Annotated in this window: 21 protein-coding genes; 11 read left to right on the forward strand and 10 right to left on the reverse strand. The window is 40.5% G+C overall.

Annotated features, from left to right (window positions below):
- Positions 1-221 precede the first annotated feature (221 nt).
- From IH597_10960 to IH597_10970, 3 genes are all read left to right on the forward strand, one after another.
- Positions 222-812, forward strand: coding sequence for a bifunctional nuclease family protein (locus IH597_10960; protein MBE0662972.1), 591 nt, complete (start codon positions 222-224; stop codon positions 810-812).
- 204 nt (positions 813-1,016) lie between these two features.
- Positions 1,017-2,453: a Na+ dependent nucleoside transporter gene (locus tag IH597_10965; GenBank protein MBE0662973.1), complete on the forward strand. Its 1,437-nt coding sequence runs from the start codon at positions 1,017-1,019 to the stop codon at positions 2,451-2,453.
- 166 nt (positions 2,454-2,619) lie between these two features.
- A complete protein-coding gene (locus IH597_10970; protein MBE0662974.1) occupies positions 2,620-3,411 on the forward strand; it encodes a thymidylate synthase in 792 nt (263 codons plus the stop codon).
- Positions 3,412-3,426: 15 nt separating this feature from the next.
- Here the strand turns inward: IH597_10970 and hydF are convergent, their stop codons facing one another.
- Both hydF and IH597_10980 read right to left on the reverse strand, forming a co-directional pair.
- Positions 3,427-4,662, reverse strand: a complete 1,236-nt coding sequence (hydF, locus tag IH597_10975) for a [FeFe] hydrogenase H-cluster maturation GTPase HydF (protein MBE0662975.1) — start codon at positions 4,660-4,662, stop codon at positions 3,427-3,429.
- Between the two features lie 4 nt (positions 4,663-4,666).
- Positions 4,667-6,112, reverse strand: a complete 1,446-nt coding sequence (locus tag IH597_10980; protein MBE0662976.1) for an aspartate ammonia-lyase — start codon at positions 6,110-6,112, stop codon at positions 4,667-4,669.
- Between the two features lie 219 nt (positions 6,113-6,331).
- Here IH597_10980 and IH597_10985 point away from each other — a divergent pair, with 219 nt between their 5' ends.
- From IH597_10985 to IH597_11000, 4 genes are all read left to right on the forward strand, one after another.
- Positions 6,332-6,622 (forward strand): hypothetical protein, encoded by a 291-nt coding sequence (locus IH597_10985; GenBank protein ID MBE0662977.1) that lies wholly within the window; start codon positions 6,332-6,334, stop codon positions 6,620-6,622.
- Between the two features lie 186 nt (positions 6,623-6,808).
- Entirely contained in the window at positions 6,809-7,963 is a 1,155-nt protein-coding gene (locus IH597_10990; GenBank protein ID MBE0662978.1) for a hypothetical protein, read from the forward strand.
- A gap of 71 nt (positions 7,964-8,034) precedes the next feature.
- Positions 8,035-9,291, forward strand: coding sequence for an FAD-dependent oxidoreductase (locus IH597_10995; GenBank protein MBE0662979.1), 1,257 nt, complete (start codon positions 8,035-8,037; stop codon positions 9,289-9,291).
- 122 nt (positions 9,292-9,413) lie between these two features.
- Positions 9,414-9,857, forward strand: coding sequence for an OsmC family peroxiredoxin (locus tag IH597_11000; GenBank protein MBE0662980.1), 444 nt, complete (start codon positions 9,414-9,416; stop codon positions 9,855-9,857).
- Between the two features lie 101 nt (positions 9,858-9,958).
- Here IH597_11000 and IH597_11005 read toward each other — a convergent pair whose 3' ends face one another.
- The 4 genes from IH597_11005 to IH597_11020 form a co-directional block, all read right to left on the reverse strand.
- Complete coding sequence (locus IH597_11005; GenBank protein ID MBE0662981.1) at positions 9,959-10,774, reverse strand: class I SAM-dependent methyltransferase; 816 nt, start codon at positions 10,772-10,774, stop codon at positions 9,959-9,961.
- Positions 10,775-10,952: 178 nt separating this feature from the next.
- Positions 10,953-11,270, reverse strand: coding sequence for a DUF2934 domain-containing protein (locus IH597_11010; GenBank protein ID MBE0662982.1), 318 nt, complete (start codon positions 11,268-11,270; stop codon positions 10,953-10,955).
- A 389-nt stretch (positions 11,271-11,659) separates the two neighbouring features.
- A complete protein-coding gene (locus IH597_11015) occupies positions 11,660-12,409 on the reverse strand; it encodes a PRC-barrel domain-containing protein (GenBank protein MBE0662983.1) in 750 nt (249 codons plus the stop codon).
- 122 nt (positions 12,410-12,531) lie between these two features.
- On the reverse strand, positions 12,532-13,083 hold the full coding sequence (locus tag IH597_11020) for a type 1 glutamine amidotransferase (GenBank protein MBE0662984.1): 552 nt from the start codon (positions 13,081-13,083) through the stop codon (positions 12,532-12,534).
- A 399-nt stretch (positions 13,084-13,482) separates the two neighbouring features.
- On the opposite strand from IH597_11020, the gene IH597_11025 reads away from it, so the two are divergent.
- Positions 13,483-13,686 carry a dodecin domain-containing protein gene (locus tag IH597_11025; GenBank protein MBE0662985.1) on the forward strand — a complete coding sequence of 68 codons (204 nt, stop codon included), beginning with the start codon at positions 13,483-13,485 and terminating at the stop codon, positions 13,684-13,686.
- A 40-nt stretch (positions 13,687-13,726) separates the two neighbouring features.
- Here the strand turns inward: IH597_11025 and IH597_11030 are convergent, their stop codons facing one another.
- Together IH597_11030 and IH597_11035 are read right to left on the reverse strand one after the other, a co-directional pair.
- A complete protein-coding gene (locus tag IH597_11030) occupies positions 13,727-15,067 on the reverse strand; it encodes a sigma-54-dependent Fis family transcriptional regulator (protein ID MBE0662986.1) in 1,341 nt (446 codons plus the stop codon).
- A gap of 63 nt (positions 15,068-15,130) precedes the next feature.
- Positions 15,131-17,410 carry a response regulator gene (locus tag IH597_11035; GenBank protein ID MBE0662987.1) on the reverse strand — a complete coding sequence of 760 codons (2,280 nt, stop codon included), beginning with the start codon at positions 17,408-17,410 and terminating at the stop codon, positions 15,131-15,133.
- Positions 17,411-17,633: 223 nt separating this feature from the next.
- Here IH597_11035 and IH597_11040 point away from each other — a divergent pair, with 223 nt between their 5' ends.
- The gene (locus tag IH597_11040) at positions 17,634-18,488 is read left to right on the forward strand and encodes a universal stress protein (protein MBE0662988.1); all 855 of its coding nucleotides are present in this window, start codon (positions 17,634-17,636) and stop codon (positions 18,486-18,488) included.
- Positions 18,489-18,802: 314 nt separating this feature from the next.
- Here IH597_11040 and IH597_11045 read toward each other — a convergent pair whose 3' ends face one another.
- Complete coding sequence (locus IH597_11045; GenBank protein MBE0662989.1) at positions 18,803-19,219, reverse strand: hypothetical protein; 417 nt, start codon at positions 19,217-19,219, stop codon at positions 18,803-18,805.
- A 149-nt stretch (positions 19,220-19,368) separates the two neighbouring features.
- A complete protein-coding gene (locus IH597_11050; protein MBE0662990.1) occupies positions 19,369-19,554 on the reverse strand; it encodes a CsbD family protein in 186 nt (61 codons plus the stop codon).
- A 544-nt stretch (positions 19,555-20,098) separates the two neighbouring features.
- On the opposite strand from IH597_11050, the gene IH597_11055 reads away from it, so the two are divergent.
- Both IH597_11055 and IH597_11060 read left to right on the forward strand, forming a co-directional pair.
- Positions 20,099-21,232, forward strand: coding sequence for an AI-2E family transporter (locus IH597_11055; protein MBE0662991.1), 1,134 nt, complete (start codon positions 20,099-20,101; stop codon positions 21,230-21,232).
- A gap of 25 nt (positions 21,233-21,257) precedes the next feature.
- Complete coding sequence (locus IH597_11060; protein MBE0662992.1) at positions 21,258-22,889, forward strand: hypothetical protein; 1,632 nt, start codon at positions 21,258-21,260, stop codon at positions 22,887-22,889.
- Positions 22,890-22,958 lie beyond the last annotated feature (69 nt).

A 22,958-nucleotide genomic window follows, 5' to 3' on the forward strand; every position in this document is an offset into this window, starting at 1 on the left:
CTGTGCTGATATATGAAGGAACTTCTTTTTACGCTGCCATAATCATTAATAATCCACAATAGCAAAAAAATAAAAAATTTTTAGGGTCTAAAAGCGTTTCTGCAATATTGCTTACTTTTACAACCCTTAATAATTGCTGCGATGTTCAACAATTGGCCGTAACAACTTGTTTTGCTTGTATCGAAAAATCATTTTCCAGAATAATTTGTAAAGACAACAGGATGAGAAAGATTCAATTGGAAATAAAGGGAATGTCTTACAGCCAATCGCAAACAAACGCCTATGCTTTGATCTTAGGTGAAGTGGATGGTAACCGAAGGTTGCCAATCATTATTGGCGCTTTTGAAGCACATGCCATTGCCATTGAGCTCGAAAAAATTAAACCAGCCAGGCCATTGACCCACGACCTTATAAAGAGTTTTGCCTCCACATTCGAAATTGAAATGAGCGAGGTGGTGATAAACAAATTTCAAAAAGGCGTTTTTCATGCTGAACTGATTTGTTCAGATGGTAACCGGGAAATGTCTATTGATTCACGCACTTCCGATGCCATTGCCCTTGCCATCAGGTTCAGCTGCCCGATTTATACTTACGAATCAATCCTTAGCGAAGCCGGTGTTATTGTTGACGATGAAAACGAGGAGACAGCCCAGGAAGCAGAAAAAGAAAAGGAAAGGGCCACCCACGACCTCAGACAATTTAACCTTAGCGAATTAAAAGCCATGTTGCAGCAATCAGTTGAAGCAGAAGAATACGAGAAGGCATCAAGGATCAGGGATGAAATTAAAACCCGTAAAGGCGACCCTACATAAAACATATGCAATTACAAGCTTTAGCCGAAAGCCAACTAAGAGTTCGCAAACATGAATAAACCGGGTAAGATAAGAATAACAAATACCTAATTCAGTATTACATTTTAGTGATCTTACTCACCAATACCATCATTAACTAATTCTTAACCCGATCCTATGAAACATAACCGTAAAAGTTTGCCGCTTGTTATCGCGTTGATACTAATGGTAACTGTGGCTTTTGCCTCACAACAGCAGGACAGTATTGTTCAAATTGCTGATACGACAATTCAGGTGGATCAAATTGAGGTTTCGACTGGTTCAGAAACATCATCTATTTTATTGTCAGATGCCGAAGGCGTTACAGGAATGAAGCTCATTACAATCCTTCGTGGAATGCTAGGCCTTGTTGTGCTTCTTATTATTGCTTTTTTGTTGAGTTCGAACCGCAAGGCCATTTCCTGGAAACTAGTGGGTATTGGATTGTCTATCCAGGTTGTGTTGGCCATAGGCGTGTTGAAAGTGCCATTTATTATGAGCTTCTTTGAGTTTATAGGGAAGATATTTATAGTCATTCTTGACTTTACCCGCGTGGGAAGTGAGTTTCTGCTTGGTGGTTTAATGAATGTTGATGCTTACGGTTTTATTTTTGCTTTCCAGGTGTTGCCTACAATCATATTTTTCTCGGCTTTAACCAGTTTGTTGTTTTACCTCGGCATCATACAAAAAGTGGTTTACGGACTAGCTTGGCTTATGACCAAAGCTATGCGCCTATCGGGGGCTGAAAGCCTGTCGGTGGCCGGTAATATTTTTCTCGGCCAGACTGAAGCGCCACTTTTAATAAAAGCTTACTTGCCTAAAATGACAAAAAGTGAAATGCTGCTGGTAATGATCGGAGGGATGGCTACCATGGCCGGAGGAGTATTGGCAGCTTACATAAGCTTTTTAGGGGGGACCGACCCCGTGCAACGGCTCATGTTTGCCAAGCACCTGATCACTGCATCTGTCATGGCAGCGCCGGGAGCGGTGGTGGTAGCAAAAATGCTGGTCCCACAAACCGAAGATATTGACCGGACCATTGAAGTAACTAAAGATAAGATTGGCAGCAATGTGTTGGATGCAATATCGAACGGAACCGGCGAAGGCTTAAAACTTGCCGTAAATGTTGCAGCCATGTTGCTTGTGTTTTTAGCTTTTATTGCGATGGCAAATTTTATTTTACTCAAAACCGGCAATCTTTTGGGTCTGAACCCCATGATTGCAGAATTCAGCAATGGGCAATACAATGCTTTGTCGTTGCAGTTTATTCTGGGTTATGCTTTTGCTCCACTCATGTGGTTGTTAGGAGTAGCAACCCCTGATATTACCCTGGTTGGCCGCCTGCTCGGTGAGAAACTGATCATGACAGAGTTTATTGGCTATGTGAGCCTTGCCGAGCTGAAAGAGGCAGGAGCATTTGCTTCGGGTAAATCAATCATCATGGCTACCTATATTCTTTGTGGTTTTGCAAACTTTGCTTCCATTGGTATTCAGATTGGCGGAATTGGCTCCCTTGCACCAAACCAACGCGTATTACTTTCAAAATACGGGATGAAGGCGCTGGCAGGAGGAACGCTTGCTTCCTTGTTTTCAGCAACGATTATAGGGATCATACTGGGGTGAGGTTCCAGGTTCCAAGTTCAAAGCCCCAAGCCCCAAGACATAAGGAACAAGACACAAGACCAATAACCAGCAACCAGTAACCAGCAACCAGCAACCCGTAACCAGCAACCAGTAACCAGCAACCAGCAACCAGTAACCAGCAACCCGTAACCAGTAACCAGCAACCATGCACCAATACCTCAAACTTCTTGATCATATTTTAAAGAACGGAGTCAGTAAAAGCGACCGCACAGGCACAGGAACCTTAAGTGTGTTTGGTTACCAGATGCGGTTCGACCTGGGCAAAGGTTTCCCGGTTCTTACCACCAAAAAACTTCACCTGAAGTCAATCATTTATGAATTGTTATGGTTTTTGAACGGGGATACCAATATAAGGTACCTTAACGACCACGGAGTAAATATCTGGAATGAATGGGCCGATGCAAATGGCGATCTGGGTCCTGTTTATGGCAAGCAATGGCGAAGCTGGCAGGCTGAAAATAAAGTTATTGACCAGATTTCGGAAGTAATTGTGCTTATCAAAAACAACCCCGATTCACGCAGGATGATCATCAGCGCCTGGAATGTTGCGGAATTGGAAAGGATGGCTTTGCAACCCTGCCATGTCCTGTTTCAGTTTTATGTGGCGGGCAACAAGCTTTCGTGCCAGCTTTACCAGCGCAGCGCCGATGTTTTCCTTGGCGTTCCGTTCAATATTGCATCTTATGCCTTGCTTACAATGATGATTGCCCAGGTCACCGGATTAGAGGCCGGAGAGTTTATTCACACTTTTGGCGATGCTCATCTTTATCTGAACCATCTCGACCAGGCAAGGCTTCAACTTACTCGCGAACCCAGAAATCTGCCTCAGATGCTTATCAACCCCGATGTAAAAGATATTTTTGAATTTAAATTTGAAGATTTCCAGCTTACCGGTTACGATCCCCATCCGCATATCAAAGCCAGTGTTGCAATTTGAAAAGATTTTATTGCTTTACAGGTAGTCTGCTTTTTCGCTGTTTTCACCCAGAAAAGGTGCGACGGCACGATTATAAATTCCATGTACGAACGCTATGGCCATCCCGTAATTGGTTACAGGTATGCCAGCATCCACAGCAGGTTTGAGCCGGTTAATCAGTTGTTTGCGGGTGATCACACAACCACCGCATTGTATTACAATGGCATACTCATTGATGTTGCGGGGCAAAGATGAAAGACCGGCTACCACTTCGTATTCCAGTTTTTTGCCGCTGAAATTGCTTAGCCAACGCGGGATCTTCATCCGCCCGATATCATCGCAGGAAACATGATGGGTGCAGGATTCCAGGATCAGCACCCGGTCGCCATCCTTTAATTTAGCAAGTTTTGGCGTTCCTTTCAAATAATTTTCAAAATCACCTTTTTGCCTTGCAAGCAAAATGCTGAAACTTGTCAACGGAATATCCTTAGGTATCGAAGCATCCGCTTTAAGAAAAACCTGGCTGTCGGTGACTACCAACGCTGGTTTCGGGTTCATTCGTTTGATGAAGGCATCCACTTCGCGTTCTTTTACAACTACCGCTACGCCATCATGATCAAGTACATCGCGGATTACCTGCACCTGGGGCAGGATCAGGCGACCTTCGGGAGCTTCAATATCAATAGGTGTAATCAACAGCACAACATCGCCGTAAGAGATCAGGTCGCCAACGATTGTCTTTTTTAACAACGCAGATTCCGGCATCAACCTGCGCATCAGTTCCACCAGCATTTCTACCTGCCACTTATCGTTACTGGCAGCAATGAAATCCACAACTGTAACTTCGTAATCGGTTCTGATTTTTCCAATAAATACGGGATTCGCGGGAGCCAGATCTGATTTATTGTGAACCACAAAAAACGGGATATCATGTTCACGAAATTTTGCCACCAGGTTTTCTTCATGCTCATTCCAGGCGTTGTTAGCGATCACAAGAATAGCCAGATCAATGGTTTTGAGCGCTGCTTGTGTTTTTTCGATTCGCTTCCCGCCAAGTTCTCCGGTATCGTCAATACCGGCGGTATCCACCATGATCACCGGGCCGAGGCCATGAATTTCAATTGATTTTTTAACCGGGTCGGTGGTGGTGCCGGCCACATCGCTTACAATGGCGATATCCTGCCCGGCCAGCGCATTGATGAGCGAGCTTTTGCCATTGTTGCGGCGGCCGAAGATGCCTATATGCGGTTTGGTTTCCCTTCCTTTTGCCATGATCTTATTCGTCGCTTAAATCGTTCAGTGAGTAGCCAAGTTTTAGCAGGTTATCGGGTTTGAGGATTTGATGGAGCTTTTGTTCCGGAAGCAGATCAAGTTCCTGGTTCGCATGAAAAATATCCAGACCTTTCGTTTTCATTAGCTTTGCCAGTTCACCTGCTTTGTGATAGCCGATATAAGGAAGCAGCGCTGTGCTGATAGCCGGACTTTGCATCAGCCGCTTAATTGAAATTTCCACATTCACTGTAAGATCCTTGAGTAGGTTTTCCTTCAGGATCGAACCCATTGCAATGAGCAGTTTAAGGCTTTCGATCATTGCATGGCCGATAGCTGGTAAATAGGCATTGAGTTCAAGGCAGCCCTGAGCACAAAGATTGGTGATCAGGTTATCATTGCTGTAAATTCTTTGGGCGCTGCTAACCACAAATTCCGGAATCACAGGATTGACTTTACCTGGCATAATGCTGCTTCCGGCTTGTTTTTGCGGAAGGTTCAGCACAGGAGTTCCACTAAGGTCCGATCCCAGCATTCGCAAATCGGAAACCATTTTTTCTAGGTTCACAGCATGGGATTTGAGCGTGGCGTGCACTTCAACAAAGGCATCCTGGTTGGATGTTGTATCCGAAAGATTTTCGCCGCGTGTTACCGGCAAACCCGTGAGTTTTTGAAGTGTTGGAACTACTTCCATGATAAAAAAGCGGGGAACTGCCAACCCGGTTCCAATTGCGCTGCCACCCAGGTTTACCACCTTGATGCGTTCAAAACATTTGCTCACTCGCCACCAGTCGCGCGAAAGCGCTTCAGAGTAAGCGCTGAAAAGTTTGCCAAAAGAAGAAGGCACAGCTTCCTGCATTTGTGTGTAACCAATGCGTAGCACGTCACGGTATGCCTGCTCAAGCCGTTCAACCTCGGTTCGCAATTGATTGATAACTGTTTCCAGTTTATTGAGCAGCAACATTATCGCCACTTTCAATGCTGTGGGAACCACATCGTTGGTAGATTGAAACAAATTGGCGTGCTCGATCGGGTCAATAACTTTGTAATTGCCAGGTTTATGACCGGCTTTCATCAAAGCAACATTGGCAATGATTTCGTTCACATTCATATTGATGCTGGTTCCGGCACCACCACTAATGGCCGGAACAATAAAATTCTCAAAATGCTTTCCTGCAATTACTTCGGCAGATGCTTCTATCAGGTAATCAAGGATTTTATCATCAGGTAAAGTTATCGGGAGCCCTTTTTTGCCATAGCGTTCGCGAGCAGCATGACCAAACTGTTTTCCGGTGAGATAGCAGGACTGTTTCACAAATCCTAAGGCTTTATACCATTCCAGCGGGAAAGGGGTGAGATCGGGGAAATTATTTTTTGCCCGCAATGCATGAATACCATATAGGGCCTCTTCAGGAAGCTCAAGTTTACCGATGAAATCTTCTTCTGTGCGCATGTTGTTGCGTTTGATGGACAAAAGTAAGGATTATTGAGCGATAAGCGATTTGGGTTTACCACGCATAGGCTTTTTTGCAGAATCGCAAAATCACCTATGGTCTAGATAAGTACGAGCAACAGCTACAAATAGCTGCCCTTGTTTATCTGTTTTGTGATTTGTTTTGGTTCGAAGTTTGCAAAACCTCGCTGACAAACCTTTAACCAAAACTATATTGTTATGTTAAATTATCACGAACCAGTTGAAGAACTCAGCAAGGAAACCAGAGATTTTTCGAGGGCTTTGGTAAGTCTGAAAGAAGAAATTGAAGCCATTGATTGGTATCAGCAACGCATTGATGCTGCCGGTAACGAAGACCTTAAAGCTATTTTGGAACACAACCGGGATGAAGAAATAGAACATGCCTGTATGACCCTGGAATGGCTAAGACGTAACATGCCAGGGTGGGACGGACAGATGCGAACTTACATTTACAAAGAAGGAGAGATTATAAGTAAGGAACAGGTTTAGCCAGAAATCACCAGTAATCTGGAAATAGGGACACTAAAATAATTCGTAAAGGACCTTCTCTCTATTTGGCTTCGACTTCCAGGGATGATATCAGGTATTGTAGAGATTTCTACACAACTCAATATATCTGTTGGGGAAATTTTGCAACCTACGGCTTTGAAAATTGTTTCTTTAAAAACTACCACGATGGACAATATAACTATTGACAAATTCAAAGAACTAGCAACAGTTCACGAACCTCATTGCATTAGCATATTTATCCCGGCCCACAAAGCCGGGCAGGAAGTGAATCAAATGCTTGATAAGAAGAATATGAAAAATCAGGTAAAGCGTGTTCGCGCTCGGCTCGAATCGTACAAGCTTAAAAACCAGGAAATAGACAAGATTCTTCAGCCAGTAGTTAAACTGGTTGAAAACAATGGGTTCTGGAAACAGCAGTCAAACGGCTTGGCGGTATTCAGAAATGCTAGTCTCTTTCATTACTTTACATTACCTGTTGAGTTCGAAGAAAATATTTATGTAGCGGATCATTTTAATCTTAAACCTTTGATGCCTTATTTGAATGATAATGGCAGATTTTATATTCTTTCACTAAGCCTGGGAAGTGTCAAATTATTTGAGTGCCATCCTCACCGGATCGAAGAATTAGTGCTAGGGGAGATGCTTCCTAAAAATATGGAAGAGGTTGTAGGTTCTGATATGAAAGAAAAGAACCTTCAGTTCCGTACTGGTCAGACAGGCACAAACCAGGCATTGTTTCATGGCCACGGAGCTGGCAAAGAAGATGGGAAAGAAGAAATCATTAAGTATTTCAGGGCTATAAATGAAGGAGTGTTGAAGGTTCTGCAGCAGAAGAGCGATCCGCTTATTGTTGCCGCGGTTGACTTCCTTGTGCCTTTGTATCGTGAAGTAAATGCTTATAAAAATCTGGAAAACGAATTTATTGCAGGCAATCCTGAACATGAGCAGCCAACGCTGCTTCATGAAAAAGCGAGGCTTTTACTTAAGGATTATTTCAACAGCCGTAGAAAAGAAAAGTCTACGGCGTTTGAACAGGCAATCTCAAATGAAAAGGCATCCGTTAATGCAGCGGACATAATCCCTGCAGCAGTGCACCAGCGGATTGATACCTTATTCATCTGTAAGGGCAGCGAGATGTGGGGAACATTTGATGAGGCCAACAATGAGATTAATATTCAGGATAAGATAGCTGAGCAGAGTGTGTGCTTACTGAATATGGCTGCTGTGAACACAATACTGAACAATGGCACTGTGTTTTTTATGGATCCGGAGAAGATGCCTGATCCCAATACTGAACTAAATGCCATCTTCAGGTTCTAAAAAATATCCAAAGTATAATTTTCAGAACCAGCATTTGTGCCTTACTCTATAAAAATTTAAATATCAGACTGATGAAAAATTACAAATATATCATCATTGGCGGCGGAACTACCGCGGGATATGCAGCAAAAGAATTCGCTGAACAGGGTATTCAAAAAGGAGAGTTGTGCATCGTTTCAACTGAATCCATCCTGCCAATGAATCGGCCACCATTTTCAAAAGGCTACCTCAGAGATGGTAAGAATACTGAGGAAATTCTGATAAAGGAAAAGGAATTTTATCTTAAAAATGGGATTGATGTATTACTTGAAACAACTGTTAAAGCAGTGAACTTTGGACATAAAAAACTTGACTTAGGCGACGGTCAAGTACTCGGATATGAAAAATTGCTGATCGCTACCGGATCGCAACTAAAACGACTCAATATTGAAGGCAAAGATTTGGATAATGTTTTTTACCTCAGGAGCATTAAGCAATCCGACAACATAAGAGAACAAGCCGCTAAGGCTCAAGAAGTAGTTGTTGTGGGAGGAGGCTATATTGGCACTGAAACGGCAGCTTCTCTAAATCAAATGGGCCTTGATGTGACCCTTGTATTACCTGAAGAAAGACTGCTTTCAAAATTTGCATCGGCAGATATTGCTGCATTTTTTCAGAATGCGTTCGAGAAAAAAGGAGTGAATCTGGTATTTCGCGAAAGCGTAATAAAATTTCATGGAAATGAAAAAGTTGAATCGGTAGAACTTACATCTGGCAAAATGTTGGAAACTGATATGGTTGTGGCTGGCATTGGTGTGAGACCCAACATCAATATCTTTGAGAACTCCGGCCTTAACATTAACAAGGGCATTGTAGTAAATGAATTCTGCGAAACCAATATTGAAAATGTATATGCTGCCGGTGATGTCGTTGAATTTCCTGATTTGATTTTTGGGAAAATTAAAATTATTCAACATTGGGAACATGCCTTTGAACAAGGGCCTCATGCTATAAGGGTGATGACCGGTAAGCGGGAACCATATGTTTTCCTTCCATTCTTTTTTTCCGATGTTTTTGAGTATTCCTATGAATTTTTCGGTGACACCGAAGATGCTGATGAGGTATTCAACAGAGGCAATCTGGAAACCGGCGATTTCAGCACCTGGTGGTTCAAGGGCGACAGGCTGGTAGCCGCCTTTATAATGAGTTCGCGTCCTGAAGAAGAAGGTAAGTTAGCCCGTGAATGGATCACCAACAAGAGAGATGTTGATAAAGTTAAAATCATGGATAGCGGTTCTGAAATGAATAAACTCGTTGTAAATACCGGTTTGTATGAAAATGAATTTTGATTTTCCACATCGGCATTTATGGTTCCATTATACTTAGGAAATGTTTTAATTTTATCGGTGAACCCAATAAATCGGATTAATATCTAAATATTTTAAAATCAATTAATTTAAAAAGTGAAATTATGAGTAAACATTATGCAAATGCCAGTTGGAACAAGACCCTTGTACAGGGCAACGGAAACTTCAGGCTCAAAACCAGTGGATATGAAGGCAGCCTCAAATTTTCTTCGCGTTTTGAGGATAATAAGGATGCGTCGAGTCCTGAGGAATTAATAGGTGCAGCCCATGCAAGTTGCTTTTCAATGGCGCTTGCCCACGCCCTCGACAAAGCCGGTTTCAAACCCGTAAAGATAGAAACCGAGGCCGTAGTTACGCTTGCCAAAACAGGAGATTCTTTTTCTATAACCGAAATCCTGCTTAAGACCAAAGGCAACGTTCCTGCTATTCATAAATATAAATTTGAAGAAATCGCTAAAGATGCCAAGGAGAATTGCCCGGTATCAAAAGCGCTGAATTCAATAAATATAGTGTTGGAGGCTGAGCTAATCGTTGCTAAAGATACCTAGCCTGTTGATTCTTTATCTCTCTCTCGCTAAGAAGGCTAAGGAAGTTTAGAGTGTTTAGAAGTTTAGAGTTTAGGATGTTTAGAAAGTTGAGCAACTTGAATTTATTCCGGTTTTCTTGCAACACTCAATAGATGTTTTGCTTGGTTAACCATGTGAATATCCTCGCAATGTTTAATAATGAAATTCATCCAGGGCTTTTTGAGATCCTCATCAAGCTGATGATATAATTCAAAGCGCTCACCAAAAATGCCTTCGACCCCTGCCAGGTGCAGGGGTTCGAAGCCAGTTTGCTCCATGAGTACGTTCACCTCTTCGGGATGTACGAAGTATGCATTCGTAAACAACTCGGTATCTTCCACGAAACGATCATCCGATCCGGTTTCCCAAAGTTTTTTAGCTCCATCAGGATAGCGCACGCCCATCGGATTATGTTTCAAACCATAAATCATTGCGCAAATTCGGGTCATAAAGGAAGAGAAAACGAACCCACCCGGTTTGAGATGTTGAAAGGCCAAATCAAGAACCTTCAATCGCTTCTCTTTACTGATCAAATGATACAAAGGGCCAAGAATAAGAATCCCATCCCATTGTTTATGATCCCATTTTTTACTATCCAAAGCATCCGACCGGTTAATGAAAAGCAAATTCCCGTGGCTGTTCAAACGTTGCTTCACAAGCTTTATATTGTTGTCTGACAAATCATTGAGCCCCAGTGAATATCCCTTGTTCAGCAGTATCTCAGCTATGCGTCCCGTTCCACACGCTACATCAAAAATTGAATCTCCGGGTTTGAGGTATTTATTCACAAAATGCATGGTTACCGGAATCTCAAAAGGATGTTCATCGAGGCGGGCATCTTCGTCCTTAACATGTTCATTGTAATAGTCCCTTACCTTGTTTTCAGTTTGTTTCGGCATAATTTTTTTCGGGTTGTATAAAATAAGCTGGTTGAGAAAACTGCGAATTTAAAGCAAAGACACAATTACAGTGTAAGGCTTGGTTTATCCTCAATTACCCTGAAACTACCAGGTCTTAATATCTCAGGGATTTTAGCATGCTTATCCTCTACTGTTAGGAAAGTAAATACAGTAATGATTACAAATTTTGAGAGTAATTATCTGTTTTCCATTTATCATCCTTGATTTCTCTTTCAGCCTGTAACCAATTTTCCATTTCAGAATTGGCTGCATTGTCTTTCTCATGAGAAATCTGATGAGCTCTTTGGCGAATTTTTTCCTCTAAATCCACCTGATGTTCGCCGGTTGGAAATACACTCTCAGCAGTTGTATCCTTGTTGCCACTTTTCTTTTTCGAACCAGTTGGTTGCTTAGTAGGTTTCATTGCCTTTGATTGTGTATCTGCGACGGATGGTTTTTGTGAAGCGGATTTTGTAGCATTTGATTTGCGTTCCATATGAATAAGGATTTAGTGTTAATTTGTAAGATCATTGATGTTAATGATTTCTGCTTCCTTTGGAGAAATCCATTATCTCCTTATGGTAGGAAAGACAAATGTTATACCAACCAAAATTATTAATAAGAAGATAAAAGATGTAATTGTTCGGTAAGCATTGTTTACAGCAAAATCGCTGTTTATCTATTAAACAGTGCTTGTATTGGATGATCACTATTGTGGATTTCCCGGCTAAAATGTAGAAGCAACGCTACATTTCAGTAATAAAGTGAATTTCATTTATGCCAGGAAAGCAAGGGAAGAATACCAGATAATGCCTGTGTATAACATTTGCTGATTACTGGGGCATATCTTATCCACTATAAAAACCTGGGGTTATTGCAGGATATTTACATTAGCCTGTTTCGCTGATAATATTCTGATAGTTCATGTTCATACGACATTTCGATCGGCTGGTCAGAATCATAATCCGGAGCGTCTTTGATTGTATCAGTAGTCAGATTTATTTTGACTTCCCGGTTCGCATAGCTGATTTCTTTCATCCAGTCAACGGCAAGCATTACCTTTTTGCTCCATGGCAGCCAATTGCTTGTATCCACAATCAGGTATACAAGCTGCCAATCGGCATCGTCAACAATAAGGTCTTCAACGTGGCCGAGGGTATCATCAGTTGCCCGGATATTATATCCTTCAACATCCTTGAAACTTCTGAGACTTGAATTCATAGCTTTCTCACTGATTTGTTTATTTTTGGGCACGTTCAGTGGCCTGGCCGGAAAATATGCACCTGAAGGCAAAGGAGGAACATACCCTGCACCCCAATACATCGGATAGCCATAATGTTCGTAAAGCTTCTGTTCGTATTCACGCGAAATTGTTGGTATTTCAGCCGGCGCGGGACTGAGTCCGATCTTTTCTTTTGAGGTATTCAATAGAATTTGATTATTCTCCCAATTTGGGTTAATGATAACATCAACCGGCAATATGACTCTTTTGTCGTTAAAGAAACCTCCGAAGTCAGCCTCAAGATATCTGACTGCCCAGTTGTCTTCATCAAAAAGGAAATCCTTAATTTTCCCTTCCATTCCATCATTTGTTTCAATGGAATAACCTATTAGATTTTTCAAACTGTGTTTCATTGTATTACGATTTTAGGTTTATGAAATTTATTTTGATTGAGTAAAATCAGGTTTCAACGCTTGTGAATGATTGCTGATGAGAAAGGTTTATAGTTATCAGTCATTCATTTTTGTCGCAAACCTCATTCGTCTTTCGGTCTTAAGTAGGAAATGATATGGTCTGCAAAATTCGAAACATCTTCCGCACCCATGGCCGTAATAAAGTTGTTGTCATTTGCAACGCTGTTGCCCTGGTAATCGGCTCCGGCATTGATCATATCCGTTTTTATAGCATGGTGTGCAGTCATTTTCCTGTTTTTTACCAGGTCTGCTTCTATCAGTAATTGTGGTCCATGACAAATTGCAGCAATCAGTTTCTTTTCCGCATTAAATTTCTTAACAATCTCAATTGCTGCTTTATTTCTCCTTAAACGATCTGAATTGATAACACCGCCCGGCAAAATGAGCGCATCGTATCTGCTGGGATCTGCATCATCAATCAGGGCATCCGACTTAAAATCTCGACCCCATTGTTTTTTATTCCATGATTTTAGCAGGGAACCTTCGGCAAGTATATGAACTGTGAAACCATGTTTTTCAAGTTCTTCTTTAGGAACCGTTAGTTCAACTTCTTCAAATCCATCGGTTGCCATGATAGCAACACTTATTTCTTTCAAGTTTTCTTGTTTTGTCATATATGATTGAATGCTTTCTTTGACGGGTAATGAAATAATCATTCCAAAGCTCGCCAACTTGCCATTGTACGACATGTGCCAATAATTACAGCGTATTCGGCCAAGTTCTCAGAAAATAAAATGAGATTCGCCCATTAAATGATGTAAGAAGAATAAACACCCCTAAAGACTGGTATCATAAAAAAGAGAAAATTATTTCAGTGTAAAAGGTTTGCCACGATTCACACAATTCAATGTTGAAACATTTCTACAAGAGTGTTGAAAATAGTATTCAACTCCACATAATCTTTTCCGGCAACAGTTAAATAGAGCAGACTTCCATAGAGTTAAAGTCGCTTTAGGATTTATGGCACGGTTTTGCAACAAAGCCTGAAAGTATTAACCAAAAAAGTAGAAATTATGAAAATGGTAAAAGTAATTGAAGTTATAGCTTCATCGGATAAAGGTTTTTCTGAAGCAACTCAAAATGCTGTAGATGAAGCCGGGAAAACCTTAAAGAACATCAAATCAATCTATATTAAGCATATGCATGCAAACGTTGAAAACAACCGGATTGTGTCCTATGCTGTGAATGCAAAGATTTCTTTCGAGATTGAGAAATAGAACTTAGCTTTGGGCTGAGGGCTTGGGGCTTGGAGCTTGTTTAAAGTTCAATCCCAAACCGGCGGAGCTTATTATAAAGTGTTTTTCTGTCAATGTTTAATAATTTGGCGGCTTCTGATTTGTTATAGTTCGCTTCTTTTAGCGCTCTTTCAACCACCAGCTTCTCTGCTTTTTCAGTAGCATCTTTAAGATCAAGATATGCATCATTCGATTCATCAGTATGATCTGATTCTTCTTGATGTGTGCTTAATTCCAAAGGCAAACAGCTTAGGTCAACGACTGAATTGCGGGTCACAAGTACACTGCGTTTTACTACATTGCGCAATTCGCGAAGATTACCATACCAAGAGTATTTTTTAAATACAGTAGCCACCTCATCGTCGAAACCTGTCACTTCCTTTTTTAAATCGCGGTTAGCCTCTTTAATAAAGTGATTTGCGAAAATTAAAATATCATCGCCACGTTTACGAAGCGGAGGAAGCTCAAGTTTAAATTCGTTGATCCTGTGATAAAGGTCTTCACGAAAGTTCCCATTGCCTGATGCTTTCAATAAATCGCTGTTGGATGCTGAAATTATGCGAACATCAACATCAATAGTCTTGCTGTCGCCTACGCGGGTAATTACCTTATGCTGAATTGCCCGTAATAATTTTACCTGGGTTTCGTAGGTAAGGTTGCCAATCTCGTCAAGAAAAATGGTACCGCCATTGGCTTGTTCAAAGTATCCCGATTTATCGGATATTGCACCGGTAAAGGAACCTTTTATATGACCGAAAAGCTCACTGGCTGCAAGTTCGCGGGGTATGGCACCACAGTCAATAGCCATGAATTTTTTATTCTTGCGGCTGCTGTTTTGATGGATTAACCTGGCTATATATTCTTTTCCAGAACCGGTTTCACCCTGTATCAACACCGACATATCTGTTGGAGCCACCAGCCTAGCCTGGTCAATCACCTCAAGCATTTTGGTACTTTCACCAGTAATAAAAACATCTTCAGTTGCTACCTGATTACTTACTTTTACCTTGATGGCACGCCTTATTGTATTGCTTATCTCTTCAGGTTGAATAGGTTTGGTAACATAATCAAAAGCTCCGGCCTTTATGCTTTCAACTGCTGCCCGAATTTCGGCATAAGCTGTCATCATAATAACCATTGTATCAGGCGATCCCTGGCGGATAAATAACAAGAGTTCTGTTCCATTGATGTCAGGCAAGCGTATATCGCACAAAACAACATCAATTCGCTCAGCGTTTAGAATTTTAAGTGCCGGTTTTCCTCTTGAAGAAGTAAAAATCTGATATCCTTCTTTCTTAAAATAGTTTTCTAGCAAATTAACAATAAAAGGATCATCGTCTATAATTAATATTGAGGTTTTCATTGCCAGGGTTATTAAAAGTTTATTTGTAAAGGTAATACTATAATTGCCATAATAGTTTTTAAATCAACGCATTTCATTTCTGGCCTTTCGTATAACTGCTATTCCCGCCTCTATTTTACTCATCGCATTTTCAATAAGAACAGGATCGTGGCTGGATACATTCCTTAAATATCGGTTTTCTATTGCTTTAAGCAGTGAAGTGGCTTCTATAAAACCTAACTGCTCGAAGGCGGGTGCAAGACGATGGGCCGCTTCAGCAATAGATTGGTAATCATTGTCTGCGAATGATTTTTTTATTTTTTGCAATAGGGTTTCTCCATTATCAAGAAAAGTGTTGAACATTAAAATTATAAATTCTGTATTCCCTTTGGCGATTTTAAACAATTCACTCAAGTCAAATTCTGAAGCCCCTTTTAATTTTGGTATGCTTGCATGAACGCATGAGGCTGCATCGTCCGTGTTATTCGAATGGATCAGGATTTTTTCATAAAATTCATCTTCTTTGAAAGGTTTAAGTATTACGTCGTCCATACCTGCTTGTATATACTGTTCTATATGCCTTCTAAGCACATTGGCAGTCATAGCTATGATAACTGAAGGTCGGTGGTTTTTGAACTTACTCTCTATGTTTCTGAAATGCAGGGCAACATCAATACCGCTTGTGCCAGGCATATTGATGTCGAGAAAAACCAGGTGATAGCGACCCGGGATGAATAGTTTGATTGCTTCTTCGCCTGATGAGGCAAAATCGCCCTTGATCTTATTGTTGCTAAGGATCACGCTTCCCAGCAGGCGGTTCGCAGGATCGTCGTCAACAAAAAGAACATTGACATGACTGAGCGAAATCCGTGGCAATGAGGTTTTTTTGTTCCGAATTTGATTGTATGGTTTGGTTGGCCTCTTGAATGTAAGTGAAAACGAAAAAGTTGAACCTTCACCCAACCGGCTTTTAACGCTAATTGAACCACCCATGGATTCAACAAGATTCTTGCTGATTGTAAGACCCAAACCTGAACCAAAGTAATTGCGGCTGATAGAGCCATCACCCTGCTGAAAGGGATTAAATATCCTTTCAAAATTCTCTGGTGCGATACCAATCCCGGTATCCGTAATTTCAAAAAGCAATGTTAGTTCCTCAAGGCTGGCACTAATGGTTGAGCAACCGAGCGTTACACTTCCTTTTTGGGTGAACTTTAGAGCGTTGTTTAAAAGATTGATGAGAACCTGCCGGAGTTTGGCAGGATCACCACACAATACTTCATCCAAAGATAGATCTGAATGGATTTGAAAGTCCAGGTTCTTCTTTTTTTGCCGGACTTCAAGTACATCGGTTACAGCATTAATCACTTCTGAAAGCCTAAATGGTTCATCTTCTACTTCAATCTGGCCTGCTTCAATCTTTGATAGAATGAGGATATCGTCAATTAATGATAGCAGATGCTGTGATGAATTCTTCACCACATCCATATAAGAGGATTGTTTTTTTGAGAGTTTAGTTCTCCCCAACTGATCAGTAAAACCAATGATTGCATTGAGTGGCGTTCTGATTTCATGCGACATCTGTGCTACAAAATTGCTTTTGGCCTTATTGGCAGCCTCTGCTTCTTCTTTTGATAGCTTTAACTTGTTTTCTACAATCTTGGTTTCAGTTATATTCTGCAGAATAATTACACACAAATTCTGATTTTCATAATCTAGCAAGGGCGTTAGTTGCACTGAATAAAAGTGAGTTCCATGATTGAATTCCCTGCTCACAGATGTGCCATCAAAAGCTATTTCGAGAAGTGGCAGCAGTACGTCAATAATACTCTGTGGAAGCCGGTTCAAAAGATTTGTAGTTTCGCTGTGAACAGAAAACTTTTTACGTTTCCATCTCTCATCCCCAACACTGCACTGTATCTCCATACTCTTATTAACCAGCAACATCATGAGGCCGGGAACATTTTCAGCCAGGATTTTGTAATAGTGCAGTTTATTAAGTTGTCGCTCATTTTGTTCAAGAGCCTCGTCCAACAAAAAACCCGATTCAATATATCTGAAAGTAACATGATCCTGTACATGTTCAAGTATGCTGAACTTGGATATCAGCTTAACAGTTTTGCCATTGTTGCCTAAGTGCTCGATCAACTGTACAAAGAACCCTTTTTCCTCCTTTTGCAGGATCCGGCTTAAATGCTTCGCAATTTGGCTTTCGTTAGCAGGTACAATGCTACGTATGGATCTGCCGATCAGTTCTTCAGCCGTTGTATAGCCCAACTGTTGAACCGCAGATGCATTGATTTTACTTATTTTCCACTCTGAATCATAAACGATCACCGGGTTGGGTAATACTTCAAGATCCATGTGTCTCATAATAGAAGTCCTTCAGGGAAAATAACACTCTGCACTATTGCCTCGCTATATTAACCCGTGAATGTTGAAATTGTTCTACAAAAAGCATCATCACTCATTATAAAAACCAGATTTAACACACAGGTATAGAGCAATCTACATACGTTGTGAACAAATCATTTTATGTGGTACAATATTAGCAGCTATTATATCAACACGTTTTAAATATAAATTCATGGACTTGAAGAATATACTAATTCTAACAGAGCTTGACGCATTATCAGCAAAGGTTACCGGTTTTGCAATCAATCTGGCCGTACAAATGAGTATTCCGGAAATAGTGCTTTTAAATGTGATCATACCGGCAAATACCCCGGCTTTTTCAGCATCAGGTGATGTTTTTACGTCTGAAGGAAATATGGCCGACCATTTCAATCTGGCTTTGTTGGAAAAGCACCAGCGACTTGTGAATGAAGAAGCAGCCAGGCTCACAAATGAAATGGTTCAGGTAAAACCAATTGTAAGATTTAATAACAGCAAAACCGATCTGAACGGATATATGGAAGAATTTCAGGCTGGATTATTAGTGTGTGGCAGCCGGGATGAAAACACTTTTCTGGAAAAGCTTTTTGGTTCAGATAGGGAAAAGATCATCAGAAAGGTTGATTATCCTGTGATTTTCTTAAAAGAGGATACAGATACCGACGAAATAAATAACATACTTGTGGCCATTGATATTGACGAAGAAGATCAAAGCGGCCTGAAAGAAATAGTAGGTTTTGCCCATGCCCTCAAGGCAAGGATGCAACTACTTCATGTGCTTACTGATGAAGCCAACTCATCGGAATATGCCATTGAAAGACTACGTACTCTGGCAATTAAAAATATGTTTGGCCATTACGATATCAATGTGGTGAATAACGATAGCCTCGAAAACGGAATTCGCAACTTCGTGAGGAAAAATAACCCGGAAATGATTGCCGTGCTATCGCAGGGGAAAGGAAAGATCAAAAAATTGATCTTCGGCAGCAACACCAACAATATCATTAAAGAATCGGACAAACCGGTTTTTGTGAGTAAGCTAAACTAAAGTGAGAACTTCTCAAAACACCTTGCTCTGCGACTTCCACCCTGTCAAATTGCAATCATTGTTTCGCAATATCTTTATGCCAAGCAGGCTAACAAGAAAGTATACCCGAGAATGTAAGGATCCAATATTTTGAAGAAGCAGAAACGGCCTGGGACTGGCTGAGTTCCTGATTACAAACTATTTCCTTAACGCAGTACTGTCAAATACGGTCAGGAAGTTAAATAAAATAGCGAAATTCTGATCCAACATATGGAACAGAATTCCGCTTTGGTGCTTAGATTTAAATTGGTAAACCTCCGTAGATCTGCTAATGGCTATTCAAACCATTGCTCGATATCCTGGATGGTTCTTTGAAAGCCATCTCTTACTGAAGCATATGTATTCTCAGCTGCAGTACTCACATCATCCCAGGTATCATTAGATGCTTCTCTCAAATCATCCATGGCTTCCTCAAGTTCCGATCTTTCATTTAACAATTCTTCTCTCGCATCTTCAAGCTTTTCCCTTGCCTCTGCTGTTGCGCCTTCCATTCTCCTGTCAATTTCTGCAATCCGCGCATCAATTTCATTTTTCAGATTTTCATATCTGGCTAACAGTTCATCGCGCTTTTCCGCACGTTCTTCCTCCATTTCAGATGTTTCCCTGCCTTTTTCGTTTTCAAAATTACACGATGACAGTACGACGGCTGAAATGATTATGAGCAAAATGCTTAATTTACTTATGGTTTTCATTGGTAAAGGTTTTTAATTATTTACTGTTTTAAATATGTTGGGGATGTCTCAAAACTTTGACGCTTTTGTAATCCTGATCAGCCGCAGCGGATCAGATGACAAGAATCGCCTTTTAAGACATCCTCCGGCAACTTAATTTCTCAAAGAGATTAGAGCGATCTTACTTCTTTGATAACTTCGTCACGTGATTTGCCAATTTTCTTCTGGAGTTTTCCCAAAAGCTCATCTTCTTTGCCTTCGGCATACGTAAGATCATCGTCTGTAAGGTTTCCATACTTCTGCTTAAGCTTGCCTTTCAGCTCATTCCAGTTTCCTTTGATTTCTAACTTGTCCATAATTTCAGAATTTTAAGTGTATAATATTGACTAATTTTTTAATCCGGCTTTAACTAATTGAAAACTCTATGCCATAAGTGATGATAGCGATTTGCCCTAAACATATAGTCGCCTGATTACAGTGTGTTTTCATCCGTTTTCAAAAGACTGTGCTTTACAGCCTCTTTAATTTGTTGAGGACTATATTCTACATGATAGGGGAGATAAGTAAACAAATAAACAATGTCAGTATGCGAACCGTTTATTTAATTATTGACTACCAGGTGAAAGCAAGCGTTCAAGGGCAGCATTATTCTATTATTCAGGCTTGATAAAGTTCTTTGTAAGTATTCCGTTTTCAAAAGATTATATCAAATTGGCTTGTGTTTTTCAAAAACTTCTCTGAACCCTGCCTGAAAAGGGAAATAACTTCATGTTTCGATCTGCATGTTTTTCAGCCTGATTTTTATTGCAGGCGGTAAATAACAAACCAATGATCATTAATTGTAAGATGACTGGTTATGAACTTCAAGAGTGACACGCAAAATAACTTCACCCGAATATCATGAATACACTGATTGATTCTGATAGCAATGAAAAACGCTATTTGATAGCAAGAAAAATTACCTACTTCTTTTTGGTTATAATCCTTTTTATATATGGTTTGATCGCCATCCGCAACTTTCTCTACCCAGTTGCCTTCGGATTATTATTTGCATATCTGCTTTATCCTATGGCTAGGTGGCTCGAGAAAAAAAAGCTGCCACGCATATTGGCCAATATGATTGTGATTATTGGCTCTCTGGCTATTTTGGGTACCCTGATTTTATTTGCTTATCGCATGGTATCATCCGTTGCCAGCGAACTACCGGAGCTTTTTGAAACCGGAATTGAAAATCTCTCGGAAATGCTTGCTGATATTGTATCTTATTTTGGCTTCGACAGAGTGAATACACAGAAACTAATACAGGATCAAAGTTCCTCTTTGTTTGAATCGAGCGGGAAATATCTGGAAACTGTTTTTAATGCAACTAGCTCCACCATCGTGGCTATAGGATTAATGCCGGTGTATATTTTCCTGTTCCTGTATTACCGGACAAAGTTTATGTATTTCTTAATAAAGCTTGCGGGAAATTCATTTAAACCGAATATGATTGGAATCTTACGGGAAACAGCCACGGTAATGGTTCAATACATCTCAGGCGTTTTTATTGTTGTTCTTATCCTTTGTGTAATCAATTCTTTAGGCTTGTGGATCATTGGTCTAAAACATGCAATTGCACTGGGCATTATTGCAGCACTGTTCAATTTCATTCCCTATTTCGGAACCCTTCTGGGTGGCATTGTGCCTCTTTTATTCGCGTTTCTTATTGAGGGGAATCCTGGTATGGCCTTCAGGGTGGTTTTGCTTTTTATTTTTATACAGTTTATTGAGAACAATTTACTCACTCCTAATATCGTTGGTGGCAATGTTAAGATCAATCCATTTTTTGTAATTACAGGTCTTTTTGCGGCCAGCATGGTGTGGGGTATTCCCGGAATGCTTCTGGTTGTACCTTTCCTGGCAATTATGCGTATTATCTTCTCATATAATGATGCATTAAGGCCGTACGCATTTCTACTGGGAAATGAAGGAACCAATAATTATTCAATTACTTTAAGCAAGATCAAGACTGTGTGGTCGAAAAAAAAGCAATAAAAACCTTCTTTTCTAATCATCACTTATGAAAAAATCAAAAATATTACTTCTGGTTATCGGCAGCCTATTCGCCTTGGTGCTGGTAACGATGCTTCTGTTACATGCTTTTCTACCGGGAATATTCTCTGAGAAAATTGAAGAAAAAATCAGAACGGCATTGAGCCCGGAGTCAATTGATCTTTACGAAGTTAACGCAGGTACTTCAAGTTTCAGTACTTTGTTTCAAACAACAATTATTTCAAGTATCCGGATTATCCCTAAAGCCATAGCATTTAGTGAAAAAGACGCAGGTTTACTTCCGAACCAGATATTTGAAACAGAAGTCCACAACCTCAGCATTTCTTCGGTGACTTTGATTTCTCTTGCACTTGGAAGGAAAAACGTGAAGGTTAACCGATTCTCCACCGATAGTATTTTCTTAGTCGTATACACCAATGAAGCTGGGAAAAAGGAATCTAATTCTGCGCAAAGTAATAAAATGGAACAACTCTCCCTGAAAAATATATGCACAGGTAAACTCAGAATAGAACAACAATCAGTAGCTGATACATCAAGGCAGGTTCTACAAACAGGCGCAGTTGATTTCGGTGCTGTGATCAACTTCTACGATGAAGGTCAAAATTATTTTTTGAACCCGGGGATAACGGAACTTTCCTTACGGATATTGGATGCAACCACTTTCTCATCCACCGGTTTATACAGCTTCAGAATTGACAGCATATCCTTCGATGGCAACGGTCAAACCACTGAGCTGACTGGGTTGAAAGTTATCCCCCGTTATAGCAAACAAGAATTTTATAAACATTTGCAATTTCAAACCGATCGCTTCGATATTGGAATAAATCATATCAAAATTTCAGGTTTCAAGCCGGATGAATTTATCCAGGATGGCGCAATAGTGATTTCAGAGATTGAAATGAATGGAGGGAACGTGGAAGTTTTTCGTGATCGCAAGGCACCTTTTAATGAACAGCAGCGCCCGGTTATGCCTGTAAGCCTGATACAAAATGCAGATTTTGGGCTTTTTGCAGGCAAAATTCTGTTCAATGATTTTGATATTGTATACGCAGAACTTCCAGCCGATTCAGATTCAGAAGGCAAAATTCCGTTTGAGCAGCTAAGCGCTGTAATCAGTAACATATCCAATCTCAAGGATTCATTGGCTTCAGACAGCAGCATGACCATTCATGCTGAGGCTTTGATCTTTGGCGAATCAACGCTCAGCGCAGAGTTTAAATATAGTCTTACCGATTCTACGGGCACTTATGAAGCAAAAGGAAGATTGGCAGCACTCGCTTTTAAGGTAATTAATACGGCAGTTTATCCCCTCACAGGTGTGAAGATAAAAGCGGGCATGCATCAGAATTCATCGTTTCACTTTTATGGAAACGATGTTAGGTCGGTTGGAGAACTCAGGTTGAAATATTCAGATCTTGAAGTTGAGTTAATTCCGGATGGAAGAAAAGTGTTTCAGGGCATTGTAGGTTTTGCAGGCAGAAAGGCCTTATATCATCCGTCAAATCCGGGAAAGAACGATGAACTTAGAATCGGCAGGATTGAGTTCGAACGCGACGTCAGTCGGTTCGTGTTTAATTATTGGTGGAAATCTTATCTTTCGGGGATAAAGAATTCTGTGCTAAGGGATCTTGTAAAATAAATATCAGTCAAATTGATTTTCCGGCAGAGCCTTCTAATTTTCAGGAAAATGCAACGGATCAACAATATA

Source organism: Bacteroidales bacterium, assembly GCA_014860575.1.
GTDB lineage: Bacteria > Bacteroidota > Bacteroidia > Bacteroidales > JAAYJT01 > JAAYJT01.